Origin of the sequence: Allobosea sp. TWI1241 (assembly GCF_039673065.1) — a bacterium.
GTDB lineage: Bacteria > Pseudomonadota > Alphaproteobacteria > Rhizobiales > Beijerinckiaceae > Allobosea.
On the sequence record NZ_JBDJKW010000002.1, the window covers coordinates 423,231 to 446,859 of the forward strand.

A 23,629-nucleotide genomic window follows, 5' to 3' on the forward strand; every position below is an offset into this window, starting at 1 on the left:
GTCTTAAATGAATGAGTCCTATCGTTCCAAATGTCAACGCCCCACTTCTATGGGACGACACCAGAACGAAATGGAACGGTCAGCTAGGGCTTGCCCTGTGGAACTGTTTGCACCCGAAGAGGGAAAACGCCAGCTCTCGGCCGCACGCTCTGCAAAGGGGCTTGCCAACAGGCAAACGGCATGAGAGCCGACATCCGCCACGATGGCGGCAAGATGCAATCTACTCGGAGACGGCAGCTTATGAACCTGACGACAGCGGGCCTGCTAGTCTTGCTGGCCCCATTCTCAGCGAGCGCCGCCGAATACACGGCGAACTCGGTCGAGGCGGCCGATGGTGTGATTAGGTGCATCACCGCGAGCAACGGCTGGATCACCTCCTCAACTGGCCCTTGCGTGGGCTTCATTCCACCGGCACGGATCGCTATTGGCGAAGCCTTCGAAATCGGTGGGAAGAAGCTGAAGATCGGATTCGTAGGGGTCACCGTCATCGAGAAAGACATGCACTACCCGCCCGTGCGCGCCTTCAAGGCTGGGGACATCACCTGCACGGCGGCAGCGTCACGGTCTCAAGTCCCGTCAGGTAGGGACGGGCACACTGGGTCGTGGCTTTACATCGACAGATGTAGGCCGCTTGACTGAAGGTCGTCTCGCAGAACGGGTGCAGATCGATCTGGGTCAGCAGCGTAAGGCAGGGGCCGGTTCGGGGCTAGGCGATGGGTGCCCCCCCCAACGGTTCACGGAAGGGCCGCACGGGGGGAAGTCGCGCCGGCCTATTTATCGATGGGCTCTCAGATTTTCCCAGCAAAACCGAACGCTGTTTGATCAATTCCTTTCAAGCACCTCGTTTGGAAGGCCGTGGCGAGCATTGCGGTTATTGAACAGGAAGGTCCGGATATCCGGAATAATAAGCTGCATTTGATCTGCCTGGAGCACGGCATACCAAAAGCATAGGCGAAGACTCAATTTGTTTACGCGAGCAAACGCGGCATCCAACTTCCCTTTGTCGTTATCCGTCATATGAATGACAGCGTTGCGGGTATCAGAGACAAGCTTGCTGAACCCCTTAATATCGTCATCTGAGCCAAGGTGAAGCCTTTCCACCACTCCCCCCAACATGTGATGAAGCACATCGCGATAAGATGCTTTATTGCTCGACTGAATGAGGCCGACGACCCGATTTACAAACCCATCCTCAAATGGTCCGGTCAATGCCTGTTGAATGAGGGCAATGGCTTGCTTTAACCGGCTCTTTGGCATTGCGTCACGCGGTCCAAGCTCGCGGCCAAGGACCTCGAACGCCTGGGCAACAGCTACAAAGCGCGCCAATCCGTCGTCTGTCTCCCGAAGAGCTCGAACAAACAGCCAGCGGGATAGAACCACGGTTGGCGATGCCAAGAACCACTGCTTGCAAACAGCTTCCAATGTTTCCGGATCGCTCAAGTCAATCAGTATCTGGTGCCTCATGGGGGACCGGAAGAGTGATCGTCTCTCCCCTAATCGCCAGACCAAGGCGATGCTCTCGAAGCCCTCAGTATGGTAGCATTCGAACTGGAAGGTGAAAGCCTCAATAGAGAAAGTCGAAAGGATATCCTCAAAGCGATCAAGATGGCGTGACGCTTCAGAGACACTGACAGGCTCTGGAGATTTAAACGTGATATCGACGGTGGAATTTAAGCTGTATCCGGCAGTCGCAGACGAACCTTCAACAGAATTGGTAAATACATTAAGCAGCCATCCGGTTGCGCCGAGTTGAATTTTAATTTGTTCAGGACCGTATACAGCCCAAATAGTGTCTGGATTACCCAGCTCTTTGAAGGCATTTTCTGCTTTTGAGCCAAATGATCGAAAAGTTTTAAGGCCGGGAGAGCCGAAAAAGCCGGCTAGTCGCGTATCACTCGCAACAACGCTAACGACGCGTCCATCGACTCGATCTTTGGGAGCCCCCATCCAAATGGTGGTCGGCACAAAATCCAATTCATATATAGCGCGACCAGAAGAGTAATTATGGCTTAGACGAACATTGTACCTGGCACATCCATCTAGAGTAATATTGCCAAACTTAGGAGAAATTCCTGATATTGTTGTTTGTTTTGGTGGACGAGTTGCTCGCAATAGCGGCAGATCTGCATTTTCGAATTCGCGAGTATCTTGCTCAGAGACTTCCATAACGAGTGTTAGAATTGGTTTTTCGTCTGACCAAATCAAACTACCGTAGGCTTGAATGCCGTCGACCGACCACAGCGTCATCAACGGTCGCTTCAGTGTTCTGAAGGCGATTGCATCTTCCATTTTGCTCATGGCGGCACGATCATGGGCTTATAGGGGACGAAGTACCGTCGAAGGCAGCAAGAGCCCTCGGCAGGGGCAAGTATGTGATCCTCGCTCCTTCTCTATCCGAACGTGAAGATAAAGCGCTTGCCTCCGAAGTCCCCTGTTCCCGTACCGCGCGTGCCCGTCGATACGAACTCGAAGGGGCCGGAGCGCCCGTCCTGACAGGTGAAGGTGCCCTTGCCCTCGCGCCGGGTGATGTAGACGAATTGCCCGGCGCAAGACGTCTTTGGCGAACTGATGCGCAGCGTACCACCCCCATCGGAATATCCCGTGGCATCACCCGTGAACGTCTCGCCTGTCCCTTCAACGTGGCCCGTAACGGGCAGCGTCATCGAGCACCCCGCAACCAAGACACCAAGCGCGCAGACCGCACCTACCCCCCGACGCATTCCCATCTCCCTCTTTGGTGGCGGCGCGATGCCGCTACGCTCTTGGGTAGCAGGGAGCAAAGACAGGTCAAGCCGGACAGCTCAAAGGAGCACTTGGTCTTTCGCTGGCCCCAACGTTTCATCGATGGGCCGGCACGGGGGGGGGGGGAAATCGCACCGGCCTATCTACCGATAGGCGCTCAGATTTTTCTGCCGAAACCAAGCCGCTTCCTCGAACGCCTCTGTAGGGCCTCACCCATGCAGAAGCTCATCTAGGCGACAAGCGGCCCGGTAAACAGCGCTACGTCGGTTGCCACTGGAGGCATCCTGTCCCTGCGCTCGATCAAGGCAAGCTAGCAACAGAGGCTTAAATTGGGAGATGCCCTGTTGCGTAGGCAGCAGCCCCATCACCGCATAGGCAAACCTAAGATCATCAGTAACGTTGGTTGGGGCAACCACCTCACCGCGTGCGAAGGCGTCGCGCAGTTGGGCGGGCCTGCCTGGGTGGACCTTCAGAGCAGAGTCTGCCTGTTGAAGCCTCCGCACTACTGCATCTCTGCTGGAGGGATGCGTGGCGACCCGCCCCTGTAGCTCAGCGACCATCAACTGAGGCGCCATGTTGGCTTGACGAAGGTAATACCAGATGGGCAGCCATTTGTTGGAGCCATGGGCCTGCGCATGAAGGTACTGATCCGGGTGAGCTACGACCTCGCCCCGCAGGAAGTTCCGCACCACGGCGTCAGGGGTCACCGCATCACGAATGATTCGAATGCGGTCTCGCTCCTGCTGGTCCACCGCCTCAACGTCACCGACTAACCGGAGCGCGGGGGCGCCCTTCACTTCCGAGAAGTCGCCCTGCCGGATGAATTGAAGGGCGGGCAGAAGGTCACGGTCGATAACGAAGGCGCCGGCTTTGCCTGTCACCGCGCCCGTATCGAGATTGAGGGTCGCTTCGGTGCCCCCGGCCACGCGCATCATGCGCTGCGAAAACTCAGCAACGGCGCGTTGCTCCCTGCTGGCGATTATTTGCCGTAGCTCTCCGGGCTTAATCAGCCGAGTTTCACCGACGTAACGGTAGTAAATCGCACCTTCCTTCACGCAATCTGAGATGTTTCTCAACGCCACCACTGGCGCATGGTCGTGCGGCTCGACATATAGGACCCCGACTTGAGCACCACCTAAAACAAGCGTTGTCTTAGTTACATGAGGAACCGGGTCAAGCGACGCAATCAAGGCCCTGTTAATCGCCGCAGGGTCTGCGTCTATAAAAGCATTACCTTGAAGACCTTCAGCGATGCGGGTTCCGTCCCGCACGCCGAACAACACGTAGCCCCCCTTGTTATTTGCAAAACCAGCAATCGTTCTGATAACGTCGGCGAACCGATCAAGAGGATCTAAGCGAAAGCCGAGCTTGCACTCTGCCTTGTCGGTTTCCCCAAGACGGAGCGCCCAAGAGCCTTCGATCAGCTCAAACAAAGCCGTGACTGTTGCGGCGTCGGTTGGATGGGCTGCCTGTGGGATAGCGCCTGCCAATTGCCGACATTTCCAATCCGCTATGAAGGCGGCAGTCTCGGCCCGAGAAGCTGCCGGCACCGCAGCGCCATATTTCCCCTGCTTGATCTGCGTGATGCGGCCGGAGCTTAGGAGCCGGTCAGCTCGATTGAAGTAGAAGTGGACCGCGTCGTTCTTGATGCCCTCAGCTAGCATTGCCTTGATCAGTCCGATTTCCTCGTCGGTCACATTTCGTTGTTTGCCCCCAACCACGCCCTTCCGCCCCCTATCGTCTAGCCAACTGCCCCGCCGAAGCTCGCCCAAGCCGCGACTCAGGAGGAAGGCCCGCGTCCCTTTCGGCTGGCCCGGAAATGAAGCAGCAGCACCGCTGCCGCGCCCAAGTCCACCACAGCCCAAACCGAGCGCGCCAAATGGACCGGCACAATCGGATTGAAGGTTAGGGCTAGAAGGCTAAGCCCCAGCGCCCAGGGTCCAACCCCGGCCCGCGTGAACTCCCGATAGGTCAGGAAGGCGCACGCGCCGAAGACGACAAACCGGAGGAGTTGGAAATAGCCGTAAGGCCAAGGCGCGAGGGCGAGCACCAACATCGTGATGGGGCCGAGCCAAAGGGCCGGGTGTGCTTCCGGCTCCGTTCCTTGCTGCTGCGCCATGTCAGCTAAACACGCACCGCTGGAACCAATCCGTGAGGGCCGAGACGCCGCGCTTGGACATCTCAAGATAGCCTCAGGTCAGCCTTGAACGCGCTAGGGACAAACTCGGCCCCTATCAGCCAGTCTCCCAGAGGCACGGCATCGAACATCATGCTGGTGTCCTCACCCGTCAATTCCTGCGTCGCTACCTCAATGCTTTTAAGCCGAAGTATGGCATCACGGATGCGCTCGTGCGAGCTGCCCAGATGCTGCCAAATCTTCCTGACGTCGTCGCGGACATCCGGCGCAATCCCGCATCCAACGGTGCACATCCAAATCTCGATGCCACGGTTGGTGTCTTTGACGTGTTGGATAGCGAAGTCCGGCATCTTGATGCCAAGCGTGGGCATCGTCTTCTGCAGGTGCTCGTTCTGGCGGACGGCGTTGTTCCGTATCGTCTCAAGCATGCCGTAGAACTGAATGAGGTCAGCGCGCGTATAATCCAAAGGACGGTCGAGCAAGTTGTTAGGCAGCCCTCCGTCCTCCGTCATTGTCAAACGGAACCATTGGGCGAGCATCAAGAGGGTGGCCCGACGAAGACCGTCAGCCCTCTCCAAATCCCACAGCACCTCCTTGACACACATATAGACGCGCGCGTTCTCGCCCTTCTTCGCTAACCAGCCCAGCATCAGCGCCTCCCCTAAGGCTAACTCGACCCTGTGCTCGTGCTTTAGTCAATGCCACCTTCAGGTAGCTTTTCTCGCAGCTTCACGGCAGCCCCACAGGCCCGCCCCCAGACATCGCCCGCTGACCGGCTCATGGTCAATTCGAGCGACAACTCGATGCTCTCCAAGCGGGCGCTCTTAACCGAGCGTCCAACCTCCTCGGTATTGTCCGCTGTAACCCCTCACCCGCTTGTCCTGCTCATCCGCGACGTTCGCGCGTAGATCTGATTGACATTGTTCCATTTACGATAGAACATATTGTTCATGAGAAATGATGACCTCAAGCGCACACTGAATGACCTAGGCATTTCGCAGGCGACTCTCGCACGCCTGCTTGATGTGACCGCCCGAGGGGTGAACCTTTGGGCAATGGGCGAACGTTCGGTGCCCGGACCAGTCGCGGCTTATCTGCGGCTGCTTAGCTCCCTCCCCATAAACCTGCGTCAGGTAGAACTTGCTCGCGCAAACGAAGGAATGATCACTATGCGTAATGGAATGTACGGCATCGAATTTGCGGTTGGCGTCCGCCCTGAAGAGGGAGGCTTTGGTCTCCTCACTTTCGAAGACGGCATGATTTACGGCGTGGACGTTGCCGGCGTCCGCTACGACGGCAGCTACTCTATTAACGCCGCCGGTCAGGCCGAGGTCGCGCTGAAGATCACCTATCCTCCGAATGTGAGGGCGGTGTTCGGTGTGTCCAACCCTTACGAGTGGTCGATTGACGCCACGGCCATCCTCGACCCTAAGGCTGAAGGAGGCAGCGTCACGGTCAAGACTTCTCTGGGGAAGACCATCCCGGCCAAGTACCAGTTCATGCGCCCGCTCCCGCAGGTTGCTGCTTAGGCCGTTATAAGGCTGACAACCATGGCTTAGAGGGGATGAATGTCCACCTCTAAGCTCACGACTGCGTAATATCTGGGGTCTGGGTCGCTTCGTTCGCCTTCTGCTTCAGCTCGTAGCGGGGAAAGCGTCGCATCTCTGTGGCCAAGTCCTCAACCGTGGGCGTCTCGTAATCGTCACCAACATCGCTCGACGAGTGCCCGCACATTCCAAAGCGTATGCGCCGCTCTATCTTCGCGCGCGCGGCCTGTCGCTTGAACGTGTGCCGCCATGCATGGTTCGGGGAAATCGCCGGGTCGTTGACGCCAAGGTCGCGCACCCAATCCGCCAGCTTCTCTCGCGACTTCACCCAAGGGGCCTTTTTGGGGTCCGTCACGTCGATTGTCTTCGCCCGTTGAGCGGCCGGGTCATAGAACAAAGGTCCGCTTCCGGTCTTCTTCGCGAACTCAACGAAGCCCTGCTCTATCAGGTGCTCATGCAGTGGGACGGTGCGGGCCTTGCCGCCCTTCACGGTGCCCGCTTCAGGTGTGATCTTGAGGACCCAGAAGCCGTCTTTGTGCTGCTTCACGTCGGAACCTCGAAGCTGCGTCATCTCGCCGGGACGCCCCCCGGTGTATGCACAGAGCCACGGCACCCACCGCCTAGCGGCAGCGTTGTAGTGCGCCATCTGAGCGGGAGGCTCGACGAGTGTTGCCCGAAGAACGGTCTTCCACTCAGCCTCCGAGAACTCCTTATCCCGGACTTTCGGGGCAGCCTTCGGGACAGCGATACGGACGCCGTCAAAGGGGTTCGCGGCGATCTTCTTATTATCCAAAGCCCAGCCGAACACGACACGCGCCGACCGTAGCCAGATGCCGTTCACGACCACGGCCGACCTCTCGGGGGTCACAAGCGTGGCCTTCCAGTCCAACACCTCCTCAGCGCTGACCTCCGCGATGTCGCGCCCAGTGAAGCGGGCGTCGAGCGCCTTGAAGACCGACCTCCAGCGATTGACTGTCGACGCGGCCGGGTTCCGCTCCTTCACCCACGCCTCGAAGACGGTCCAGCATGTCAGACCGGCCGAAGAGCGAGGCTTGAAATCGGGGAACTTCGCCTCCCGTGCATCGGGCGAATAGTCGCCCCCGCTGCGGCGACGTAGTGCGGCGAGGGCAGCGCTGTACTCGGGTTCCAGCGTGTCAAGGAAGCGCTCTAGGCCCTCTGGGTTAAGCACAAGGTTATTGGCCGCGAGGAAGGACTGGACAGTCGCCAGCTCCATCAAGGCAGCACGCACATGCCGCCGATGGTTGGGATGATCCCGCCACGAGTCGTCACCGTCGCGCTCGTCGACAGGCGCATAGCGCATGAGAGCGTCTTCCCAGCGACCATGCTCAATATCCCAGTCGCTAGCCTTCCCTGGCTCCTCTTCGTGCTGAGCAATGAACCAGCCGTACCATTGGCCCGCCAACCCACGGGCCTCGCGGAAGCTTAGCGAGATACCGCCACCTGTCCGCTGCGCCCTTAACCGCTCGATGCGCGACGTGATTTCGGCATCCCAATCCCTCAGCTCCAGCTTCGCTTGCCCCACCGAGAGCGACGACGGGCGCCTAAAGCGCTCCTCTTGGGAGACGCCGAACGCCGCCTTGTAGGCCGCTCGTACCGACTCAGGGATACCATTGCGGGCGAACCAATCGCCATTTTTGGCGCGGGTTAGGGAAGTCATCGCAACAGCCATTTGTAGCGCCCTTTGTAGCGGAAGGGCGAGCGGAAGCCATTGGAAACCAATAACTTATTTCAGATCAAGCGCTTAAATGCTGTGGTGGCGCGGTCTACGGGAATCGAACCCGTCTTCCCAGCGTGAAAGGCTGGTGTCCTAACCGATAGACGAAGACCGCGTGGCGCACCTGAGGTGCGAAGCGGGGCGAGCTATAGTGGTCCCTTGCGGCCGGGGCAAGCCCATCCGGCGAAGTTTTGCAGAGGCTTTGCCGGCGCCGGCGGTCCGTGCTTTCCAGGGCGCCCCCTGCCCGATCGGCGCCGGGATTCAGCGGCGGGTCTGGGCGAGGCCGGCGAAGGAAAACCGATCGGACAGAACAGGCCGGAACACCGGTCGCACCTGCGACCGGTGCCATGCACCCGTTCCGCCGTCAGCGCGGGCGCGCCGGGTCGAGGCGGGCGAGGTCGAGCACGCGCAGCTCCGCCTTCTCGGAGCCGCCCCAGCGGTTCAGGGTCAGCGTTCCCGCCAGATGGACGAGTTCGCCGCGGGCCTGGCGCAGCGCTTCGCCCAGCGGTTCCTGCGCCGCGCGGAAGGCGATGCCGCCGATGGTCGCGCCGTCGCCGGCGCGCAGCCTGACGCGCATGTGCCCGCCCGCACCGACCTCGACCACATCGACCAGCCGATGGGCCGGCAGCACGAAGACAGGCTCCGGGCAGCCCGAGCCGAACGGCCCTGCCCGGTCGATCTCGGCCAGCAGGCGCGGATTGGCGCCGGCGGCGCTCACCGCCGCGTCGATCAGCAGCGCCTCCGATTCGCGCGAGGAGGCCACCGCCCGCGCCAGTCGCTCGCCGACGAAGGAGGCGAAGGCCTCTTCCTGCCCCGGCGCTAAAGTGATGCCGGCCGCCATGGCGTGGCCGCCGCCCTTGACCGCGAGCCCGGCCTCGACGGCCTGGCGCACCGCCGCGCCGAGATCGACGCCTGGCACGGAACGCCCCGAGCCGGTGGCGCCGCCGGCGGGATTGCGCGCCAGCGCAAACGCCGGGCGGCGGAAGCGCTCCTTCAGCCGCGCCGCGACGAGGCCGACGATGCCGGGATGCCAGTCGGCCGAGCCGACGACAAGCACGGGATGGGCCGCCGCATCCTCCTGGCCGTACTCGACCGCGGCCACCGCCTCCTCCACCGCGGCGCGCTCGATCTCCTGTCGCTCCTGATTGAGCCGGTTGAGTTCGGCGGCGATGGCGCGCGCCTCGATCTCGTCCTGCGTCATCAGCAGGCGGGCGCCGAGCGCCGCATCGCCGATGCGGCCGCCGGCATTGATGCGCGGACCGAGCAGGAAGCCGAGATGCCAGGGCTGGACCGGACCGTCGAGGCCGGCGACGTCGAGCAGCGCGGCGAGGCCGGGCCGGCTGCGCACCCGCATCATCGCGATGCCCTGCCGCACGAAGGCGCGATTGAGCCCGTGCAGCGGCACCACGTCGGCCACCGTCGCCAGCCCGACGAGGTCGAGCATCGCGAGCAGGTCGGGCTCGCCGCCCCGGATTGCCCAGTGGCCGTTCCGGCGCAGCTCGCGCGCGGTCGCGACGATCGTGAGGAAGACGACGCCGGCGGCGCAGAGATGGCCGAGGCCGGCGAGATCGTCCTGCCGGTTCGGATTGACCAGCGCCGCGACCTCCGGCAGCCGCTCGGGCGCCTGATGGTGGTCGAGCACCACGACGTCGAGACCGCGGCGCACGGCCTCCGCCAGCGGCTCGTGGCTGGTGGTGCCGCAATCGACCGTGACCAGCAGCGTCGCGCCCTCATCCGCCAGCATGGCTATGGCCTCGGCATTGGGGCCGTAGCCCTCGATCAGCCGGTCGGGAATGTGGATGCGCGGGCGGGCGCCGGCCTGCGCCAGGAAGCTCGCCAACAGGGCCGAGGAGCAGGCGCCGTCGACGTCGTAATCGCCGAAGATCGCGACCTGCTCGCCGCTGGCGGCGGCCCGGGCGAGCCGCGCGGCGGCCTTGTCCATGTCCCGCAGCACGCCCGGATCGGGCAGCAGGTCGCGCAGCTTCGGCTCGAGATAGCGCTCGACCTCGGCGGCGGCGACGCCGCGCCCGGCGAGGATGCGGGCCACGGCGTCCGGCACGCCCTCGACCTGCGCCAGCGCTTCGGCGCGGGCCAAGCCGGCGGCGTCGAGCCGGTCGCGCCAGGGGCGGCCCAGAGCCGAGCGTTCGACGCCGAGGAAGGCGCGGGGCGAGTCGGAGGTCATCCCCAAGCGGTTGCGCGCTGGGGCGAAGAAGGTCAACCGTCGCGGCTCATTCCAGCGGCCTGTGATCGGCGATCGCGCTGGCGGTCACCTTGCGGGCGCTGACCGGCGCGTGGCCCGAGACCTCGGCGCCGGCATCGGGCGCCAGCCGCGCCATCCACAGCGCCGACGAGGCCGAGATCAGCCCGACCAGCACGAAGGCCGGCCAGAAATCACCGGCACCGAGCTCGCGCCCGCCATTGTAGAGGTTGGCCGCCTCCAGCGCGAAGGCTCCGACCGTGACGCCGAGGCTGAGCGAGAGCTGCTGCGCCACGCTGGACAGGCTCGTGGCGCTCGACATGGCGCGGTTGGAGACGTCGGCATAGCTCAGCGCGTTGATGCCGGTGAACTGCAGCGAGCGGAAGCAGCCGCCGATCAGCAGGACGCTCAGCATCAGCCAGTGCGGCGTCAGCGGGGTGAACAGGCCCGACGCCGCCAGGAAGATCGAGCCGACCACGGCGTTGACCGTGAGCACGCGCCGGAAGCCGAAGCGCGCCAGGATGCGCTTGGCGAGCGTCTTCATCAGCAGAGCGCCCGCGGCCGAGGCGAAGGTGATCAGGCCCGATTGCAGGGCGTTCAGCCCGAAGCCGAGCTGCAGCATCAGCGGCAGAAGGAAGGGAATCGCGCCGATGCCGATGCGGAACAGCGAGCCGCCGATCACGCCGACATTGTAGGTCGGGATGCGCAGCAGCGAGAGATCGAGCACCGGATGGGCCGTGCGGCGCGCATGCCGCCAGTAGCCGTAGAGCGCCAGCACGCCGAAGGCGACGCAGCCATAGGACACCCATTCCGGCACGAGATGGCGCCCGCCCGAGGCGAGGCCGAGCATCAGCGTCGCCAGCCCGGACGAGGAGAGCAGGAAGCCGCGGATATCGAGCGGCGGCACGTCCTCCTCGCGGATGTCCTCGAAGAACTTCGTCGCCAGCACGATGCCGAGCAGGCCGATCGGCAGGTTGATGAAGAAGATCCAGCGCCAGTCGAAATAGGTGGTGATGAACCCGCCGATCACCGGCCCGACCACCGGCCCGACCAGCGCCGGCACGGTCAGATAGGCGAGCGCGCCGACGATCTGCGATTTCTCGACGCTGCGCAGGATGACGAGGCGGCCGACCGGTACCATCATCGCCCCACCCATGCCCTGCAGGAAGCGCGCGCCGACGAAGGCGCCGAGCGAATTCGCCATGGCGCACATCACCGAGCCCAGCATGAAGACGACAAGCGCGGCCCTGAAGATGGTGCGGGCGCCGAAGCGGTCCGCCATCCAGCCGGAGATCGGGATGAAGACGGCGAGGCTGACGAGATAGGAGGTGAGCGCCAGCTTGAGCGCTATCGGGTCTTCGCCCAGCGCGGTGGCGATCACCGGCAGCGAGGTCGCGATCACCGTGGAGTCGGTGTTCTCCATGAACAGCGCGCACGCGACGATGAGAGGCAAAAGTTTCGCGCGCTGCACGAGATCCAACCTTGTTTGCAGGCCCGGTCTAGCGGGACGGGGCGCGGCTGACGAGAGGCGAGTGCCGCCATGGCGTCACGAGGGCGCGAGGACCGGGCCCGCCGCGTCAACGCCTTCGGGCGCCGCCGGTTTCACGGCGTGCGCCGGGAGGAGAGCAGACCATCGCTGCCGGCATGGCGCGCAGGGAAACCAGTCCCCATCTCAAAGGTTGCAGAGGGGCGGAATTCTAGCGTGGCGGAGCATCCGCCGGAGGTGTCCCATGAGCAGCATGTTGTCCCGTTTCGCGCCGATGTCCCCACGTCCTGTCCTGGCCGCAGGGCTGCTCGCGGCAGCCTTCATGGCCGGCACCGGCGCGACGCCGGCGGCGGCCCAGCAGAAGAGCTGGGAAATCGGCTGCTCGCAGCCGGTCCAGGCGCCCGGCTCGGGCGATTTGCTGCGCGTGATGAACTGCGCGCGCCAGAAGGACTGCCAGGAGCTGGCCAATGCCCGCGGCACGACGATCATGGAAAGCGGCTGCTTCATGGTCGCTCCCAGCGCCGCGCCGGTGCTGCCGCAGGCCGGCAAGAGACAGGCCACGCATCAGCAATAGGCCGCCAACCGATTTTGCACTGCAGCAGACGCGGAGCATCTGCGTGCCTGCTGCAGTGGTTTTTTGCTGCGCTGCCCTAGCCGGGGTCGCGCACGCGTGATAACGGACCTCGTCAACTCGGCATCGGGCTTCCAGCGCCCGGCCCCCTTCAACGCCGGTCCGGCCGGCCTTCGGAGTTGACAATGGCAGCGATCATCGACGGTCTCATTCGCGACGGGCTCACCTTCGACGACGTGCTGCTGGAGCCCGGCCCGTCCGAGGTCATGCCGGCCGATGTCGATGTCTCGACCAGGCTGACCAAGACCATTTCGCTCAACCTGCCGATCATCGCCTCGGCGATGGACACGGTCACAGAGGCGCGCATGGCGATCGCCATGGCGCAGGCCGGCGGGCTCGGCGTGGTGCACCGCAATCTCGATCCCGACCAGCAGGCCGAGCAGGTCCGGCTGGTCAAGAAGTTCGAGTCGGGCATGATCGCCAATCCGATCACCATCTTCCCCGACGAGACGCTGGGCGATGCGCTGGCGATCATGAAGCACAACGGCATCTCGGGCATCCCGGTGGTCGAGCGCGGGCCGCAGGGGCATAAGGGCCGCCTCGTCGGCATCCTGACCAATCGCGACGTGCGCTTCGCCGCCAACACCGAGCAGCGCGTCTCCGAGCTGATGACCAAGGACCGGCTGATCACGGTGCGCGAGGGCGTCGGCCAGGACGAGGCCCGCCGCCTGCTGCACCAGTTCCGCATCGAGAAGCTGCTCGTCGTCGACGATCACTATCGCTGCATCGGCCTGATCACCGTCAAGGATATGGAGAAGCAGGTCGCCTATCCGAATGCCGCGAAGGATTCGCAGGGCCGCCTGCTGGTCGCCGCCGCGACCACCACGGGCGAACAGGGCTTCGAGCGCTCCGAGATGCTGATCGACGCCGGCGTCGACCTCATCGTCGTCGACACCGCCCACGGCCATTCGGCCAAGGTGCTCGAGGCGGTGACGCGGGTGAAAAAGCTCTCCAACACCGTGCAGGTCATCGCCGGCAACGTCGCCACCGCCGGCGGCGCCCAGGCGCTGATCGATGCGGGCGCGGACGCGGTCAAGGTCGGCATCGGCCCGGGCTCGATCTGCACAACCCGCATCGTCGCGGGCGTCGGCGTGCCGCAGCTCACCGCCATCATGGACGCGGCCTCGGCCGCCGATAAGGCCGGCATCCCGGTGATCGCCGATGGCGGCATCAAGTATTCCGGCGACCTCGCCAAGGCGCTGGCGGCCGGCGCGTCCTGCGCCATGGTCGGCTCGCTGCTGGCAGGTACGGACGAGACCCCCGGCGAGACGTTCCTCTACCAGGGCCGCTCGTACAAGGCGTATCGCGGCATGGGCTCGGTCGGCGCGATGGCGCGCGGCTCGGCCGACCGCTACTTCCAGCAGGACATCAAGGACACGCTCAAGCTCGTGCCCGAAGGCATCGAGGGCCAGGTCGCCTATAAGGGCCCGGTTACCAACGTCCTGCACCAGCTCGCCGGCGGCCTGCGCGCCGCCATGGGCTATGTTGGCGGTCGCGACCTCGCCGATTACCGCAGCAAGGCCCGCTTCATCCGCATCACCAGCGCCGGCCTGCGTGAGAGCCATGTCCACGACGTGACGATCGTGCGCGAGAGCCCGAACTACCCGACCCGCTCCTGACCGCAGAGACAGAGGCCAGCATGACGACGCTCAAGCTCATCTACCCGGCGCTGGCCCAGATCTTCTGGAGCTTCGTCGTGCTGACCATCATGTTCCTGCGCCGCAAGGACGCCTTCGTGAACCGCGAGGTCCGCTACAAGGACGTCGCGGTCTCGACCGAGGCCTACCCGGTCGCGGCCAGGCAGGCCGCGGCCAACTTCACCAATCAGTTCGAGACGCCGGTCCTGTTCTTCGTGCTGGTGCTGATCGCGACGCATGTCGGCGCCACGGGCTATGTGATGACAGCGCTCGCCTGGGCCTATGTCGCCAGCCGCGTCGTGCATACGCTGATCCATATCGGCCCCAACCGCCTGCCCTATCGCGGCTCCGCCTTTGGCATCGGCGTCCTCTGCCTGCTGCTGATGTGGCTCGGCGTGGTGCTGACCCTCGTCTGACCCGGCCGCCGCGGTGTCATCCCGTTAAGCACGCCGGCCGGCTCGCCCCGGATCGCTAAAATGCCGCCTATCCGTTCAGCCCCGTCGCAACCCGGCGGGGCTGATTGTCGTCCGGTCAGACGACCTCGTGGCGAAGCGGCTTCGCAGGGTGGGCGCCGCGTCCGTTAAGGATCGCAGGCGATTGCCGTTGCCCGCCCTCACGCAGGAAGACTAATAAAATCTTAACGGTCGATCCGTCGGTGCGACAGGCGCCGTGCGGCATGGAGTCCTCGCGTGTTTCGAGTTCGTTGCGTCGCTTCCCCGGTTACGGCCTTCACCGCCCCCGATGCGGAGGGGTACGCCAGCGGTGCGCGCCGGAGCGGGCTGCGCCTGGCGGCGTTGACGGGGCTCGGCCTGGCGCTCGGTGCCGGCGGCGCCACGCTGACGATCTCTCTGGTCCAGGCCGGCGACGATGCCGGCATCCGCGCCTTCCATCTCGAGGAAGCCGCCAATCGCCGCGCGCTGCGCGAGGCCGCCCAGCCGATCTATGCCTATGCCCCGGCGCCGCGCGCGCAGCGCTCCTGGGCGATGCCGCTCTATCGCTCGCGCGCCGACGGCACCCTGCCCCAGCCGCGCATCGAGCTGAATCCCTTCCGCCGGACGCGCCAGCCGGCCCGATCGATCGAGACGACCGAGGCCCGGCCGCGCCGCGTGGCGATGCGCTACGACACGGTCTCGGGCGCGGCGAGCTCGGCGCGGACGATCTGCGTGCGGATGTGCGACGGCTATCATTCGCCGCTCGGGCACCTGCGCAGCATGGCCGACCTCTCGGCACATGAGGCGCTGTGCCAGGCCGCCAATCCCGGCGTGCCGGTCAAGGTGTTCCGCGTGCCGGCCGGCGCCGCGACCATCGATGGCGCGGTCTCGCGCGAGGGCAAGACCTATGGCTCTCTGCCGATGGCCTATGCCTACCAGAGCAGCGCCGACCCGGCCTGCCGGCCGGCCATGGCGACGGCGAGCGGCTATCGCAGCCTGCTCCTGCGCGACGTCACCCTGCGCGCCGGCGACAGCATCGTGCTCGACGGGCGGGTGCGCACCTATCACGGCGCCGCCGGGCGACCGCGCGACATGGCCGATTTCGGCGACTTCCGCGCCTCGCGCCAGCTCACCGCCGCACAGCGCACCGCGATCGACAGCAAGGTCGGTGTCTCGCAGCGCGAGGCGGAGCTGCGCAGCTTCAAGCGCGGCATGCGCGTCCGGGAGGCGGCCCTGGCCGATGCTCCCCTCGTCGTCGCCAGCGACGCGATCGTCCTGCGCGGCGGCATCGATCCGCGCGGCCGCACGGGCGAGCCGCGCCGCATCGTCCTCGACAGTCCCTCAGCCATCCGCTGACGCCGGCTAAGGGCACGCTGATCACGCGACGACATCCGGCATCCGCCGAACGGAATTCATTCATAGGACAAAATACCTACGCCGCACTATAGGAATATTTCCCCTTCATCCTTTTCAGCCACGCCGAAAGCGGCATGGACGGCGGGCGCCGGCTCCGGCACATTTGTCGCGCTGCACCATGGAGACGACGATGACGACCAAGACGCCGCGCCAGTTCTTCCGGCCGCTCGCCATCGGCGCTCCCGAGCCGCTGCGCGAACTGCCCCAGCGGCTGGAGCGGATGATCCATTTCGTCCCCCCTCACCTGGAGAAGGTCCGCGCCAAGGTTCCCGAGCTCGCCGGGCAGGTCGACATCGTCCTGGGCAATCTGGAGGACGCGATCCCCGCCGACGCCAAGGAGGCGGCGCGCGACGGCTTCGTCGCGCTCGCCAAGGCGACGGATTTTGGCACGACCGGCCTGTGGACCCGGGTGAATGCGCTGAACTCGCCCTGGTTCCTCGACGACATCGCGGCGATCATGGGCGAGGTCGGCGGCAAGCTCGACGTTATCATGGTCCCCAAGGTCGAGGGGCCGTGGGACATCCACTATGTCGACCAGCTGCTGGCGCAGTACGAAGCCCGCCATGCGCTGCGCCGCCCCGTGCTGATCCACGCCATCCTCGAGACGGCCGAGGGCGTGAAGAATGTGGACGCGATCGCCACCGCCTCGCCGCGCATGCACGGCATGAGCCTCGGTCCGGCCGATCTCGCCGCCTCGCGGGCGATGAAGACGACGCGCGTCGGCGGCGGGCACCCGGACTACAAGGTCATCGCCGACCCGACAGCGGACGGCGCCGCCCGCGCCGTCGCCCAGCAGGACCTCTGGCACTATACGCTGGCGAAGATGGTCGATGCCTGCGCCTCGGCCGGGCTCAAGGCGTTCTACGGCCCGTTCGGCGACTTCTCGGACGCGGCGGCCTGCGAGGCACAGTTCCGAAACGCATTCCTGCTCGGTTGCGCCGGTGCCTGGACGCTGCATCCGTCGCAGATCGCGATCGCCAAGCGCGTCTTCAGCCCGGACCCGGCTGAGGTGGCCTTCGCCCGCCGCATCGTCGCGGCGATGCCGGACGGCACCGGCGCGGTGATGATCGACGGCAAGATGCAGGACGACGCGACCTGGAAGCAGGCGAAGGTCATCGTCGACCTCGCCGATCAGGTCGCGGCCCGCGACCCCGATCTCGCCGCACAATATGGTGACTGAACGTGAGGTCGCGCCGCCGCCGCGCAACATTGACGCAATTGCGTCGTAAACCTAGGTAGAGCCAAGCGACGAACGTCGATAAGACCGGTCAGGGCGAGCCGGCAGCGGAAACAGAACGAAGGTCAATGGAATCAAGAACGGCGAAGTTTCGCATCGGCCAGGTGGTTCGTCATCGCATCTACCCGTTCCGGGGCGTGATTTTCGATGTCGACCCGGTCTTCGCGAACTCTGACGAATGGTGGCAGGCGATTCCCGAGGATCAGCGCCCGTCCAAGGACCAGCCCTTCTACCACCTCTTCGCCGAGAACGAGGAGACGGAGTACGTCGCCTATGTCTCGGAGCAGAACCTCGTCGACGACGAGGGCGGCCCCCCGGTCCGCCACCCGCAGGCGCGCGAATTCTTCCGCCGCGATCGCAAGGGCAAGTACCGCATGGACAAGACCGAGCTGAACTGAGGGAGCGGGGGCGTTCAGGCTGAGGGAGCGGGGGCGCTCAGCAAAGCCCTCTTCCCTCTACCAGCGCTGGTGTCGCGCCGCGGTGGTGTCACGTCACGCAAGCCGTTCCCACCGCATCATTCCGGGGCGCCGCGAAGCGGCGAGCCCGGAACCCATGACCATGACGCGCGCCGATGGGCACGACAGCGCTTACGGCGCCCTGCCCGCTTTCGCGGCGCCCCGCCCCCCCTGTGCCTCGGGCGAACCGGCCCGAAGACGCAGACCACCTCTCACGCAGACATCGCTTGAACCATGCCGTGGTCATGGGTTCCGGGCTCTTCGCTGCGCGAAGCCCCGGAATGACGGCGGTTGGCGCCGGAGAATGCGAGGCGCAGGGGCAGCTGCCGCCCCCTGAGCGCCTCGGCAGGGCGGCGGCGCGACACGATGCGTATCGCCCCATACACACGCCGCCCCCCCCCCGTGTCAGGCGCGCTCGGCGTCGGGGAAGCTTGCGGTGAAGGCGCCTTCTCGCTCCGGCGGCAGGCGCACGATCAGGCTGAGCGCGCCGTCCTCCGCATCCTCGCGCTCGAGGATCTCGCCATTGGCATGCAGCCAGGCGAGCGACTTGCCGTCGCCCGGCGGCAAAGCGAGGCGGTAGATGGGGCGCGTGCGGGCGATTCGGCTTTCGATCGCCTGCGTCAGGGCGGCCATCCCCTCCCCGGTCAGCGCTGAGACCAGCACCGGGCGCTGCGCCTCCGGCCGCAGCCCGGCCAGCGAGGCCTGGCGGTCGCGCTCGGCAGGATCGAGCAGGTCGGCCTTGTTCCAGACCTCGATGACGCGCTGTCCGTCCTCCGGGTCGACGCCGAGATCGCGCAGGATGGCGTGGACGTCCGCCGCCTGCGCCTGCGTATCCTCGTGCGACACGTCGCGCACATGCAGCAGCACGTCGGCCTCGATCGCGTCTTCCAGCGTGGCGCGGAAGGCGGCTACGAGCTGCGTCGGCAGGTCGGAGATGAAGCCGACCGTGTCTGAGAGCAGGATCTTGGCGCCGTGCGGCAGCTTCAGCGCGCGCGCGGTCGGATCGAGGGTGGCGAACAGCATGTCCTGCGCCAGCACCTCGGCCGAGGTCAGCCGGTTGAACAGGGTCGACTTGCCGGCATTGGTGTAGCCGACCAGCGCGACGATCGGATAGGGCACGCGCTTGCGGCTGGCGCGATGCAGCGAGCGCGTGCGCTTCACGCCCTCGAGCTCGCGCTCGATCTTGGTCATCCGCTCCTGGATGATGCGCCGGTCGGCCTCGATCTGGGTCTCGCCCGGGCCGCCGAGGAAGCCGAAGCCGCCGCGCTGGCGCTCGAGATGGGTCCAGGAGCGCACGAGCCGGCTCTTCTGGTAGTTCAGATGTGCGAGTTCGACCTGCAGCGTGCCCTCGCGGGTGCGGGCGCGCCGGCCGAAGATCTCGAGGATCAGGCCGGTGCGGTCGATCACCTTGCAGCCGAAGGCCTTTTCGAGGTTGCGCTGCTGGACCGGCGAGAGCGCGCAATCCATCACGACGAGGCCGATCTCCTCGTCCTCGATGCGCTTCACGAGCTCGTCGACCTTGCCCTTGCCGAGATAGGTCGAGGGGCGCAGCGCCGTCAGCGTCACCGGGACGGCCTCGACCAGTTGCAGGTCGATGGCACCCGCCAGCCCCGCCGCCTCGTCTAGACGGGCTTCGGGGCTGCGCTGGTTGTCGTCGCCGCCATCGAGCCGCCCCGCCGCGCGGCGGGTCAGATAGGGCCCGACGACGAAGGCGCGCGTCCCGGACGCGACGGCGTGTTCCGCGGCATCGATGGCGATGCCGACGGATCCGCCCCCGCCCGGTCCGGCCCGGCCGGCCACGGTGCTCAAGCCTTGTCCGTGTCCTCGGACTCGAACAACTGCACCGGGTGGCCCGGCATGATGGTCGAGATGGCGTGCTTGTAGACCAGCTGCGAATGCCCGTCGCGACGCAGCAGGACGCAGAAATTGTCGAACCAGGTGACGACGCCCTGCAGCTTGACGCCGTTCACGAGGAAGATGGTGAGGGGGATCTTCTGCTTCCGGACATGGTTGAGGAAGGTGTCCTGAAGGTTCTGTGCGCGTTCTGCGGCCATGGTTAGCCCCTGTTGTTGGGATCGCAAGTCGGCTTGCGCATGCGATCCAGAGCGTTCCGTTCGACTTCGGCGACAATCGCTCCAGTTTCGGAACTCCGACGGCCCATTAAATCGTGGGCCGATGAAAAGGCGCAAGGGCGGCGCGGCGTGAATTTGCGCCTGCCGCCCTGCGCCCAGTGCATTGCGCGCGGCCGGATCAGCCGACGCCGAGCGATTTCAGCTTCCGGTGCAGCGCCGAGCGCTCCATGCCGATGAACTCGGCGGTGCGCGAGATATTGCCCGAGAAGCGCGCGATCTGCGCGATCAGGTATTCGCGCTCGAATATCTCGCGCGCCTCGCGCAGCGGTAGGCTCATCAGCTTCTCTCCGCCGGAGCCGGACGGCGTCGTCGGCACCATGGCGCCGACCTCGGCCGGCAGCATGTCGATCGTGATCTCGGCGTTGGGATCGCCCTTGGTCAGGATCATCAGCCGCTCGACGTTGTTGCGCAGCTCGCGGACATTGCCCGGCCATTCGTGCGACTGCAGCACCGCCATCGCGTCGCCGCCGATCCGGCGTTTGGGCAGGCCGGTCGCCACCGAGATTTGCTCCATGAAGAACTCGATCAGCTCCGGCACGTCCTCACGGCGCTCCGACAGGGCCGGCACCCGCACCGGCACCACCCCGAGGCGGTGATAGAGGTCCTCGCGCAGATGTCCCTCCGCGATCAGTCGCGCGAGATCGCGGCTGCTGGAGGAGATGATGCGCACGTCGACATGCACGCGCGTCGCGCCACCGACACGCTGGAAGTTCTGGTCGACCAGCACGCGCAGGATGCGGTTCTGCGTCTCGCGCGGCATGTCGCCGATCTCGTCGATGTAGAGGGTGCCGCCATGGGCCTCCTCGAGCGCGCCGACGCGCCGGGAGCGGCCATCGCCGCCCTCGATGCCGAAGAGCTCCTCCTCCATCGTCTCGGGCGTGATCGTCGCGGCGTTGATCACCACGAACGGGCCGGACGAGCGGCTGGAGGCCTCGTGCAGGGTGCGCGCCGTCAGTTCCTTGCCGCAGCCCGGCTCGCCGGTGATCAGCACGCGGGCATTGGTCGGTGCCACCCGCTCGACCGTCTGGCGCAACTGATTCATCGGGCTGGAGCGCCCGACGATCCGGCTGGCCTGCACCGAGCGCGTCTTCAGCTCGCGGACCTCGCGGCGCAGGCGCGAGGCCTCCAGCGCGCGCTCGGCGACGAGCACCAGCCGGTCGGCCTTGAACGGCTTCTCGATGAAGTCGTAGGCGCCGTTCTTGATCGCCGAGACCGCCGTCTCGATGTTGCCGTGGCCGGAGATCATCACGACAGCGAGGTCGGGATGGCTCTCCTTGATCAGCTCCAGCACCTGCAGCCCGTCCAGCCGGCTGCCCTGCAGCCAGATGTCGAGGAAGACGAGGTTCGGCCGCCGGGCGGCGATCGCTGCCAGCGCCTCGTCGGCGGAGGCCGCCTTGCGGGTGCGATACCCCTCGTCCTCCAGCAAACCGGCAACCAGTTCGCGAATGTCGGTCTCGTCGTCGACGACGAGAATATCAGCACTCATGCCTTCGTCCCGCTCATCTGTCCCGCGACGGTCTCCGCCGTCGCCTTGCTCGAATCTGATGCGTCTTCGCCGGCTTCAGGCGGCCCGGTCTCGATGAACCATAGCCTGACCAGAGCGCCGCGCTCGCCATCGGGCCGGTCGAGCAGCTCGATGCCGCCGCCATGGTCCTCGAGGATCTTGCCGACGATAGCGAGGCCGAGCCCGGTGCCGCCCTCGCGCGTCGTCATATAGGGCTCCAGCAGCTTCTGGCGCTGGTCGGCCGGCAGGCCCTTGCCGTTGTCGAGGATGTCGATGAGGATCCGGCCATCCTCGTGCCGCGCGAAGGCGATATCGATGCGGCCCTTGCCGCGGATGTCGGCCGGCACGGCCTCGACCGCCTCCGTCGCGTTCTTGATGACGTTGGTCAGCGCCTGCGAGATCAGGCGGCGGTCGAAGCGCGCCATCACCGGCTCGCCCGGCAGATTGTCGGTGAGCGCGATCTCGGGGCTGCCGACCCGCATCAGGAAGACGATCTGGCGGACCGTCTCGACGATGTCCTCCTGCGCCGGCGAGGGCTTCGGCATGCGGGCGAAGGAGGAGAACTCGTCGACCATGCGGCGGATGTCGTCGACCTGCCGGACGATCGTCGCCGTGCACTGGTCGAAGATCTCCCTGTCGTCGACGATGACCTTGCCGAACTTGCGGCGGATGCGCTCGGCCGAGAGCTGGATCGGCGTCAGCGGGTTCTTGATCTCATGGGCGATGCGGCGGGCGACGTCGGCCCAGGCCGCGGTGCGCTGCGCCGAGACGAGATCGCTGATGTCGTCGAGGGTGACCACCAGCCCTGCGCCGGCGCCCTCGCTCTCGCGGGCGGCGCGGATGTTGACCATGCGGTCGCGCCCGCCGCGGCTGATGGCGACCTGCCCGGAAATCTGGCGCTGGCGGCTGCTCATCGCCTCGGAGACGAAAGCGGCTATCTCGGGCGCGACGCGCGCGATCGGCTCGCCCAGCAGGCGCTCGCCGGTGCCGAGCAGCGCCTCGGCCGAGCGGTTGCTGATGGTGATGTGGCCGTCCTCGTCGAGGCTGAGCACGCCGGAGGAGACGCCGGCCAGCACGGTCTCGGTGAAGCGCCGGCGCCGGTCGAGCACCTCGCTTGCGGTCACCAGCCCGTCGCGCTGGCGGCGCAGCTCCGCCGTCATCTTGTTGAAGGTCTCGCCGAGATGGGCCAGGTCGCCCTCCGATCGTCGGATCGGCACCTGGACGTAGAAATTGCCGCTGGAGACCTGGTCCGTGGCGTGGATCATCCGGCGGATCGGCGCGACGAGGCCGTTGGCGAAGTTGAGGCCGAGCCAGATCGCCGAGAGCAGCAGGATGACCGAGATCAGCCCGTACATCGCGGCGAAGGCGATCTGCACGCCCTTCCGGCGCGCATCGATGCCGAGATATTCCACTGCCGCGCCGCGGGCGAGCGCCGGGAACTCCACCGCCAGCGGATCGACCTCGCGAGCCACGTAGAGGAAGGTGTCGTCGAAGGTCTGGAGCTTGACCAGCGCCCCGAAGACGCGTCCGGTGGACGGCACCACGCAGATCGGCTCCGGCGAGGACTGCGCGTCCTCGAAAGCGGCCGCGTCCGGCTTGGGCGCGTCGCGCAGCACGTCGATATTGGCGCGCATCAGCACGGTGTCGGGCGATTTCATCAGCCAGACCACAGGCAGGCCGAGCGCGGTGGCGCGCGCGGTCAGGAAGCTCTCGAACCAGCGGCGGTCGGCGTCATAGGCCGGTTTGGCGCGGCCGAGATCGTCGGTCAGCAGGCGGATCTCGCGGCCGAGCGAGCGGCACTGGCTCGCGGCATAGGCATCGGCGACCTCTACGGACTTGAAGACCGCATCGCGCATCCGGTCGGAGAACCAGGGCTCGAGGCCGCGTTCCAGCGTCACGGTGGCCACGATCGCGACCAGCATCGCCGGCAACGCGGCGACAATGCTGAACAGGCTGACGATCCTGACATGCAGGCCGGCGCCGGCCACGCCGGCGCGCCGGGCGCGGATCAGCACCGCCGCCTCGACCGCGACGACGACGAGCAGGACGAGAATCAGCGCCGCGTTCAGGACGAACAGGCCGACGACCACTTCGTGGACCGGTGCGATCGGAGTCGCGCCCGACATCACGACGAAGGTCGCCAGCGCGGAAACCAGGGCGAAGACGACAACGAGCGCGCCGAACCAGCCGGAGGCGCGCCTCGGCGCATCCTGCTGGCGTGGCGTCATGCGCAGATCGCCGATCGAACTAGACAAGGCGGGAACGCTGCTCCGTTGCATCAGGGCGCGCGGACCGCAAAAGGCGAGCCTGCGCCGCGCCGTGATGCGCCGAAGCAACGGTGT

Annotated in this window: 20 protein-coding genes and 1 tRNA gene; 8 read left to right on the plus strand and 13 right to left on the minus strand. The window is 65.6% G+C overall.

The window, feature by feature from the left end:
• Positions 1–180: 180 nt before the first annotated feature.
• Positions 181–639: a hypothetical protein gene (locus ABE438_RS05000; protein WP_346501429.1), complete on the plus strand. Its 459-nt coding sequence runs from the start codon at positions 181–183 to the stop codon at positions 637–639.
• Between the two features lie 183 nt (positions 640–822).
• Here ABE438_RS05000 and ABE438_RS05005 read toward each other — a convergent pair whose 3' ends face one another.
• The 5 genes from ABE438_RS05005 to ABE438_RS05020 all read right to left on the minus strand — a co-directional run bounded on the left by ABE438_RS05005 (position 823) and on the right by ABE438_RS05020 (position 5,529).
• A complete protein-coding gene (locus ABE438_RS05005; protein ID WP_346501430.1) occupies positions 823–2,298 on the minus strand; it encodes a HEPN domain-containing protein in 1,476 nt (491 codons plus the stop codon).
• A 92-nt stretch (positions 2,299–2,390) separates the two neighbouring features.
• The gene (locus tag ABE438_RS05010) at positions 2,391–2,663 is read right to left on the minus strand and encodes a hypothetical protein (RefSeq protein ID WP_346501431.1); all 273 of its coding nucleotides are present in this window, start codon (positions 2,661–2,663) and stop codon (positions 2,391–2,393) included.
• 288 nt (positions 2,664–2,951) lie between these two features.
• Positions 2,952–4,439, minus strand: a complete 1,488-nt coding sequence (locus ABE438_RS05015; protein ID WP_346501432.1) for an AlbA family DNA-binding domain-containing protein — start codon at positions 4,437–4,439, stop codon at positions 2,952–2,954.
• Between the two features lie 83 nt (positions 4,440–4,522).
• Positions 4,523–4,861, minus strand: a complete 339-nt coding sequence (locus ABE438_RS20355; RefSeq protein WP_465248552.1) for a DUF6804 family protein — start codon at positions 4,859–4,861, stop codon at positions 4,523–4,525.
• A 62-nt stretch (positions 4,862–4,923) separates the two neighbouring features.
• Positions 4,924–5,529, minus strand: a complete 606-nt coding sequence (locus ABE438_RS05020; protein ID WP_346501433.1) for a hypothetical protein — start codon at positions 5,527–5,529, stop codon at positions 4,924–4,926.
• 300 nt (positions 5,530–5,829) lie between these two features.
• Between ABE438_RS05020 and ABE438_RS05025 the strand changes: the two genes are divergently transcribed.
• Positions 5,830–6,408: a helix-turn-helix domain-containing protein gene (locus tag ABE438_RS05025; RefSeq protein WP_346501434.1), complete on the plus strand. Its 579-nt coding sequence runs from the start codon at positions 5,830–5,832 to the stop codon at positions 6,406–6,408.
• A gap of 55 nt (positions 6,409–6,463) precedes the next feature.
• Here the strand turns inward: ABE438_RS05025 and ABE438_RS05030 are convergent, their stop codons facing one another.
• The 4 genes from ABE438_RS05030 to ABE438_RS05045 form a co-directional block, all read right to left on the minus strand.
• Entirely contained in the window at positions 6,464–8,116 is a 1,653-nt protein-coding gene (locus tag ABE438_RS05030) for a site-specific integrase (RefSeq protein ID WP_346501435.1), read from the minus strand.
• A gap of 85 nt (positions 8,117–8,201) precedes the next feature.
• A tRNA-Glu gene (locus tag ABE438_RS05035) sits at positions 8,202–8,276 on the minus strand.
• A 249-nt stretch (positions 8,277–8,525) separates the two neighbouring features.
• Positions 8,526–10,343 carry a single-stranded-DNA-specific exonuclease RecJ gene (recJ, locus tag ABE438_RS05040; RefSeq protein WP_346501472.1) on the minus strand — a complete coding sequence of 606 codons (1,818 nt, stop codon included), beginning with the start codon at positions 10,341–10,343 and terminating at the stop codon, positions 8,526–8,528.
• 46 nt (positions 10,344–10,389) lie between these two features.
• Positions 10,390–11,829: an MFS transporter gene (locus ABE438_RS05045; protein WP_346501436.1), complete on the minus strand. Its 1,440-nt coding sequence runs from the start codon at positions 11,827–11,829 to the stop codon at positions 10,390–10,392.
• Between the two features lie 259 nt (positions 11,830–12,088).
• Between ABE438_RS05045 and ABE438_RS05050 the strand changes: the two genes are divergently transcribed.
• From ABE438_RS05050 to hspQ, 6 genes are all read left to right on the plus strand, one after another.
• On the plus strand, positions 12,089–12,418 hold the full coding sequence (locus tag ABE438_RS05050; RefSeq protein ID WP_346501437.1) for a hypothetical protein: 330 nt from the start codon (positions 12,089–12,091) through the stop codon (positions 12,416–12,418).
• A gap of 182 nt (positions 12,419–12,600) precedes the next feature.
• Complete coding sequence (guaB, locus tag ABE438_RS05055) at positions 12,601–14,094, plus strand: IMP dehydrogenase (protein ID WP_346501438.1); 1,494 nt, start codon at positions 12,601–12,603, stop codon at positions 14,092–14,094.
• A gap of 20 nt (positions 14,095–14,114) precedes the next feature.
• Positions 14,115–14,528 (plus strand): MAPEG family protein, encoded by a 414-nt coding sequence (locus tag ABE438_RS05060; RefSeq protein WP_346501439.1) that lies wholly within the window; start codon positions 14,115–14,117, stop codon positions 14,526–14,528.
• A 273-nt stretch (positions 14,529–14,801) separates the two neighbouring features.
• Entirely contained in the window at positions 14,802–15,899 is a 1,098-nt protein-coding gene (locus ABE438_RS05065) for a DUF2865 domain-containing protein (protein WP_346501440.1), read from the plus strand.
• 190 nt (positions 15,900–16,089) lie between these two features.
• Positions 16,090–17,139, plus strand: a complete 1,050-nt coding sequence (locus ABE438_RS05070) for an HpcH/HpaI aldolase/citrate lyase family protein (RefSeq protein ID WP_346501441.1) — start codon at positions 16,090–16,092, stop codon at positions 17,137–17,139.
• Positions 17,140–17,264: 125 nt separating this feature from the next.
• Entirely contained in the window at positions 17,265–17,594 is a 330-nt protein-coding gene (gene hspQ / locus ABE438_RS05075) for a heat shock protein HspQ (RefSeq protein ID WP_346501442.1), read from the plus strand.
• A gap of 462 nt (positions 17,595–18,056) precedes the next feature.
• Here the strand turns inward: hspQ and hflX are convergent, their stop codons facing one another.
• The 4 genes from hflX to ABE438_RS05095 all read right to left on the minus strand — a co-directional run bounded on the left by hflX (position 18,057) and on the right by ABE438_RS05095 (position 23,515).
• Positions 18,057–19,451 (minus strand): GTPase HflX, encoded by a 1,395-nt coding sequence (gene hflX / locus ABE438_RS05080; protein ID WP_465248556.1) that lies wholly within the window; start codon positions 19,449–19,451, stop codon positions 18,057–18,059.
• Positions 19,452–19,456: 5 nt separating this feature from the next.
• Positions 19,457–19,705, minus strand: a complete 249-nt coding sequence (gene hfq, locus ABE438_RS05085; RefSeq protein ID WP_346501443.1) for an RNA chaperone Hfq — start codon at positions 19,703–19,705, stop codon at positions 19,457–19,459.
• 196 nt (positions 19,706–19,901) lie between these two features.
• Positions 19,902–21,269, minus strand: coding sequence for a nitrogen assimilation response regulator NtrX (gene ntrX, locus ABE438_RS05090; RefSeq protein WP_346501444.1), 1,368 nt, complete (start codon positions 21,267–21,269; stop codon positions 19,902–19,904).
• On the minus strand, positions 21,266–23,515 hold the full coding sequence (locus tag ABE438_RS05095) for a sensor histidine kinase NtrY-like (RefSeq protein WP_465248557.1): 2,250 nt from the start codon (positions 23,513–23,515) through the stop codon (positions 21,266–21,268). Before ABE438_RS05095 ends, ntrX begins: the two co-directional genes overlap by 4 nt.
• Between the last annotated feature and the right edge of the window lie 114 nt (positions 23,516–23,629).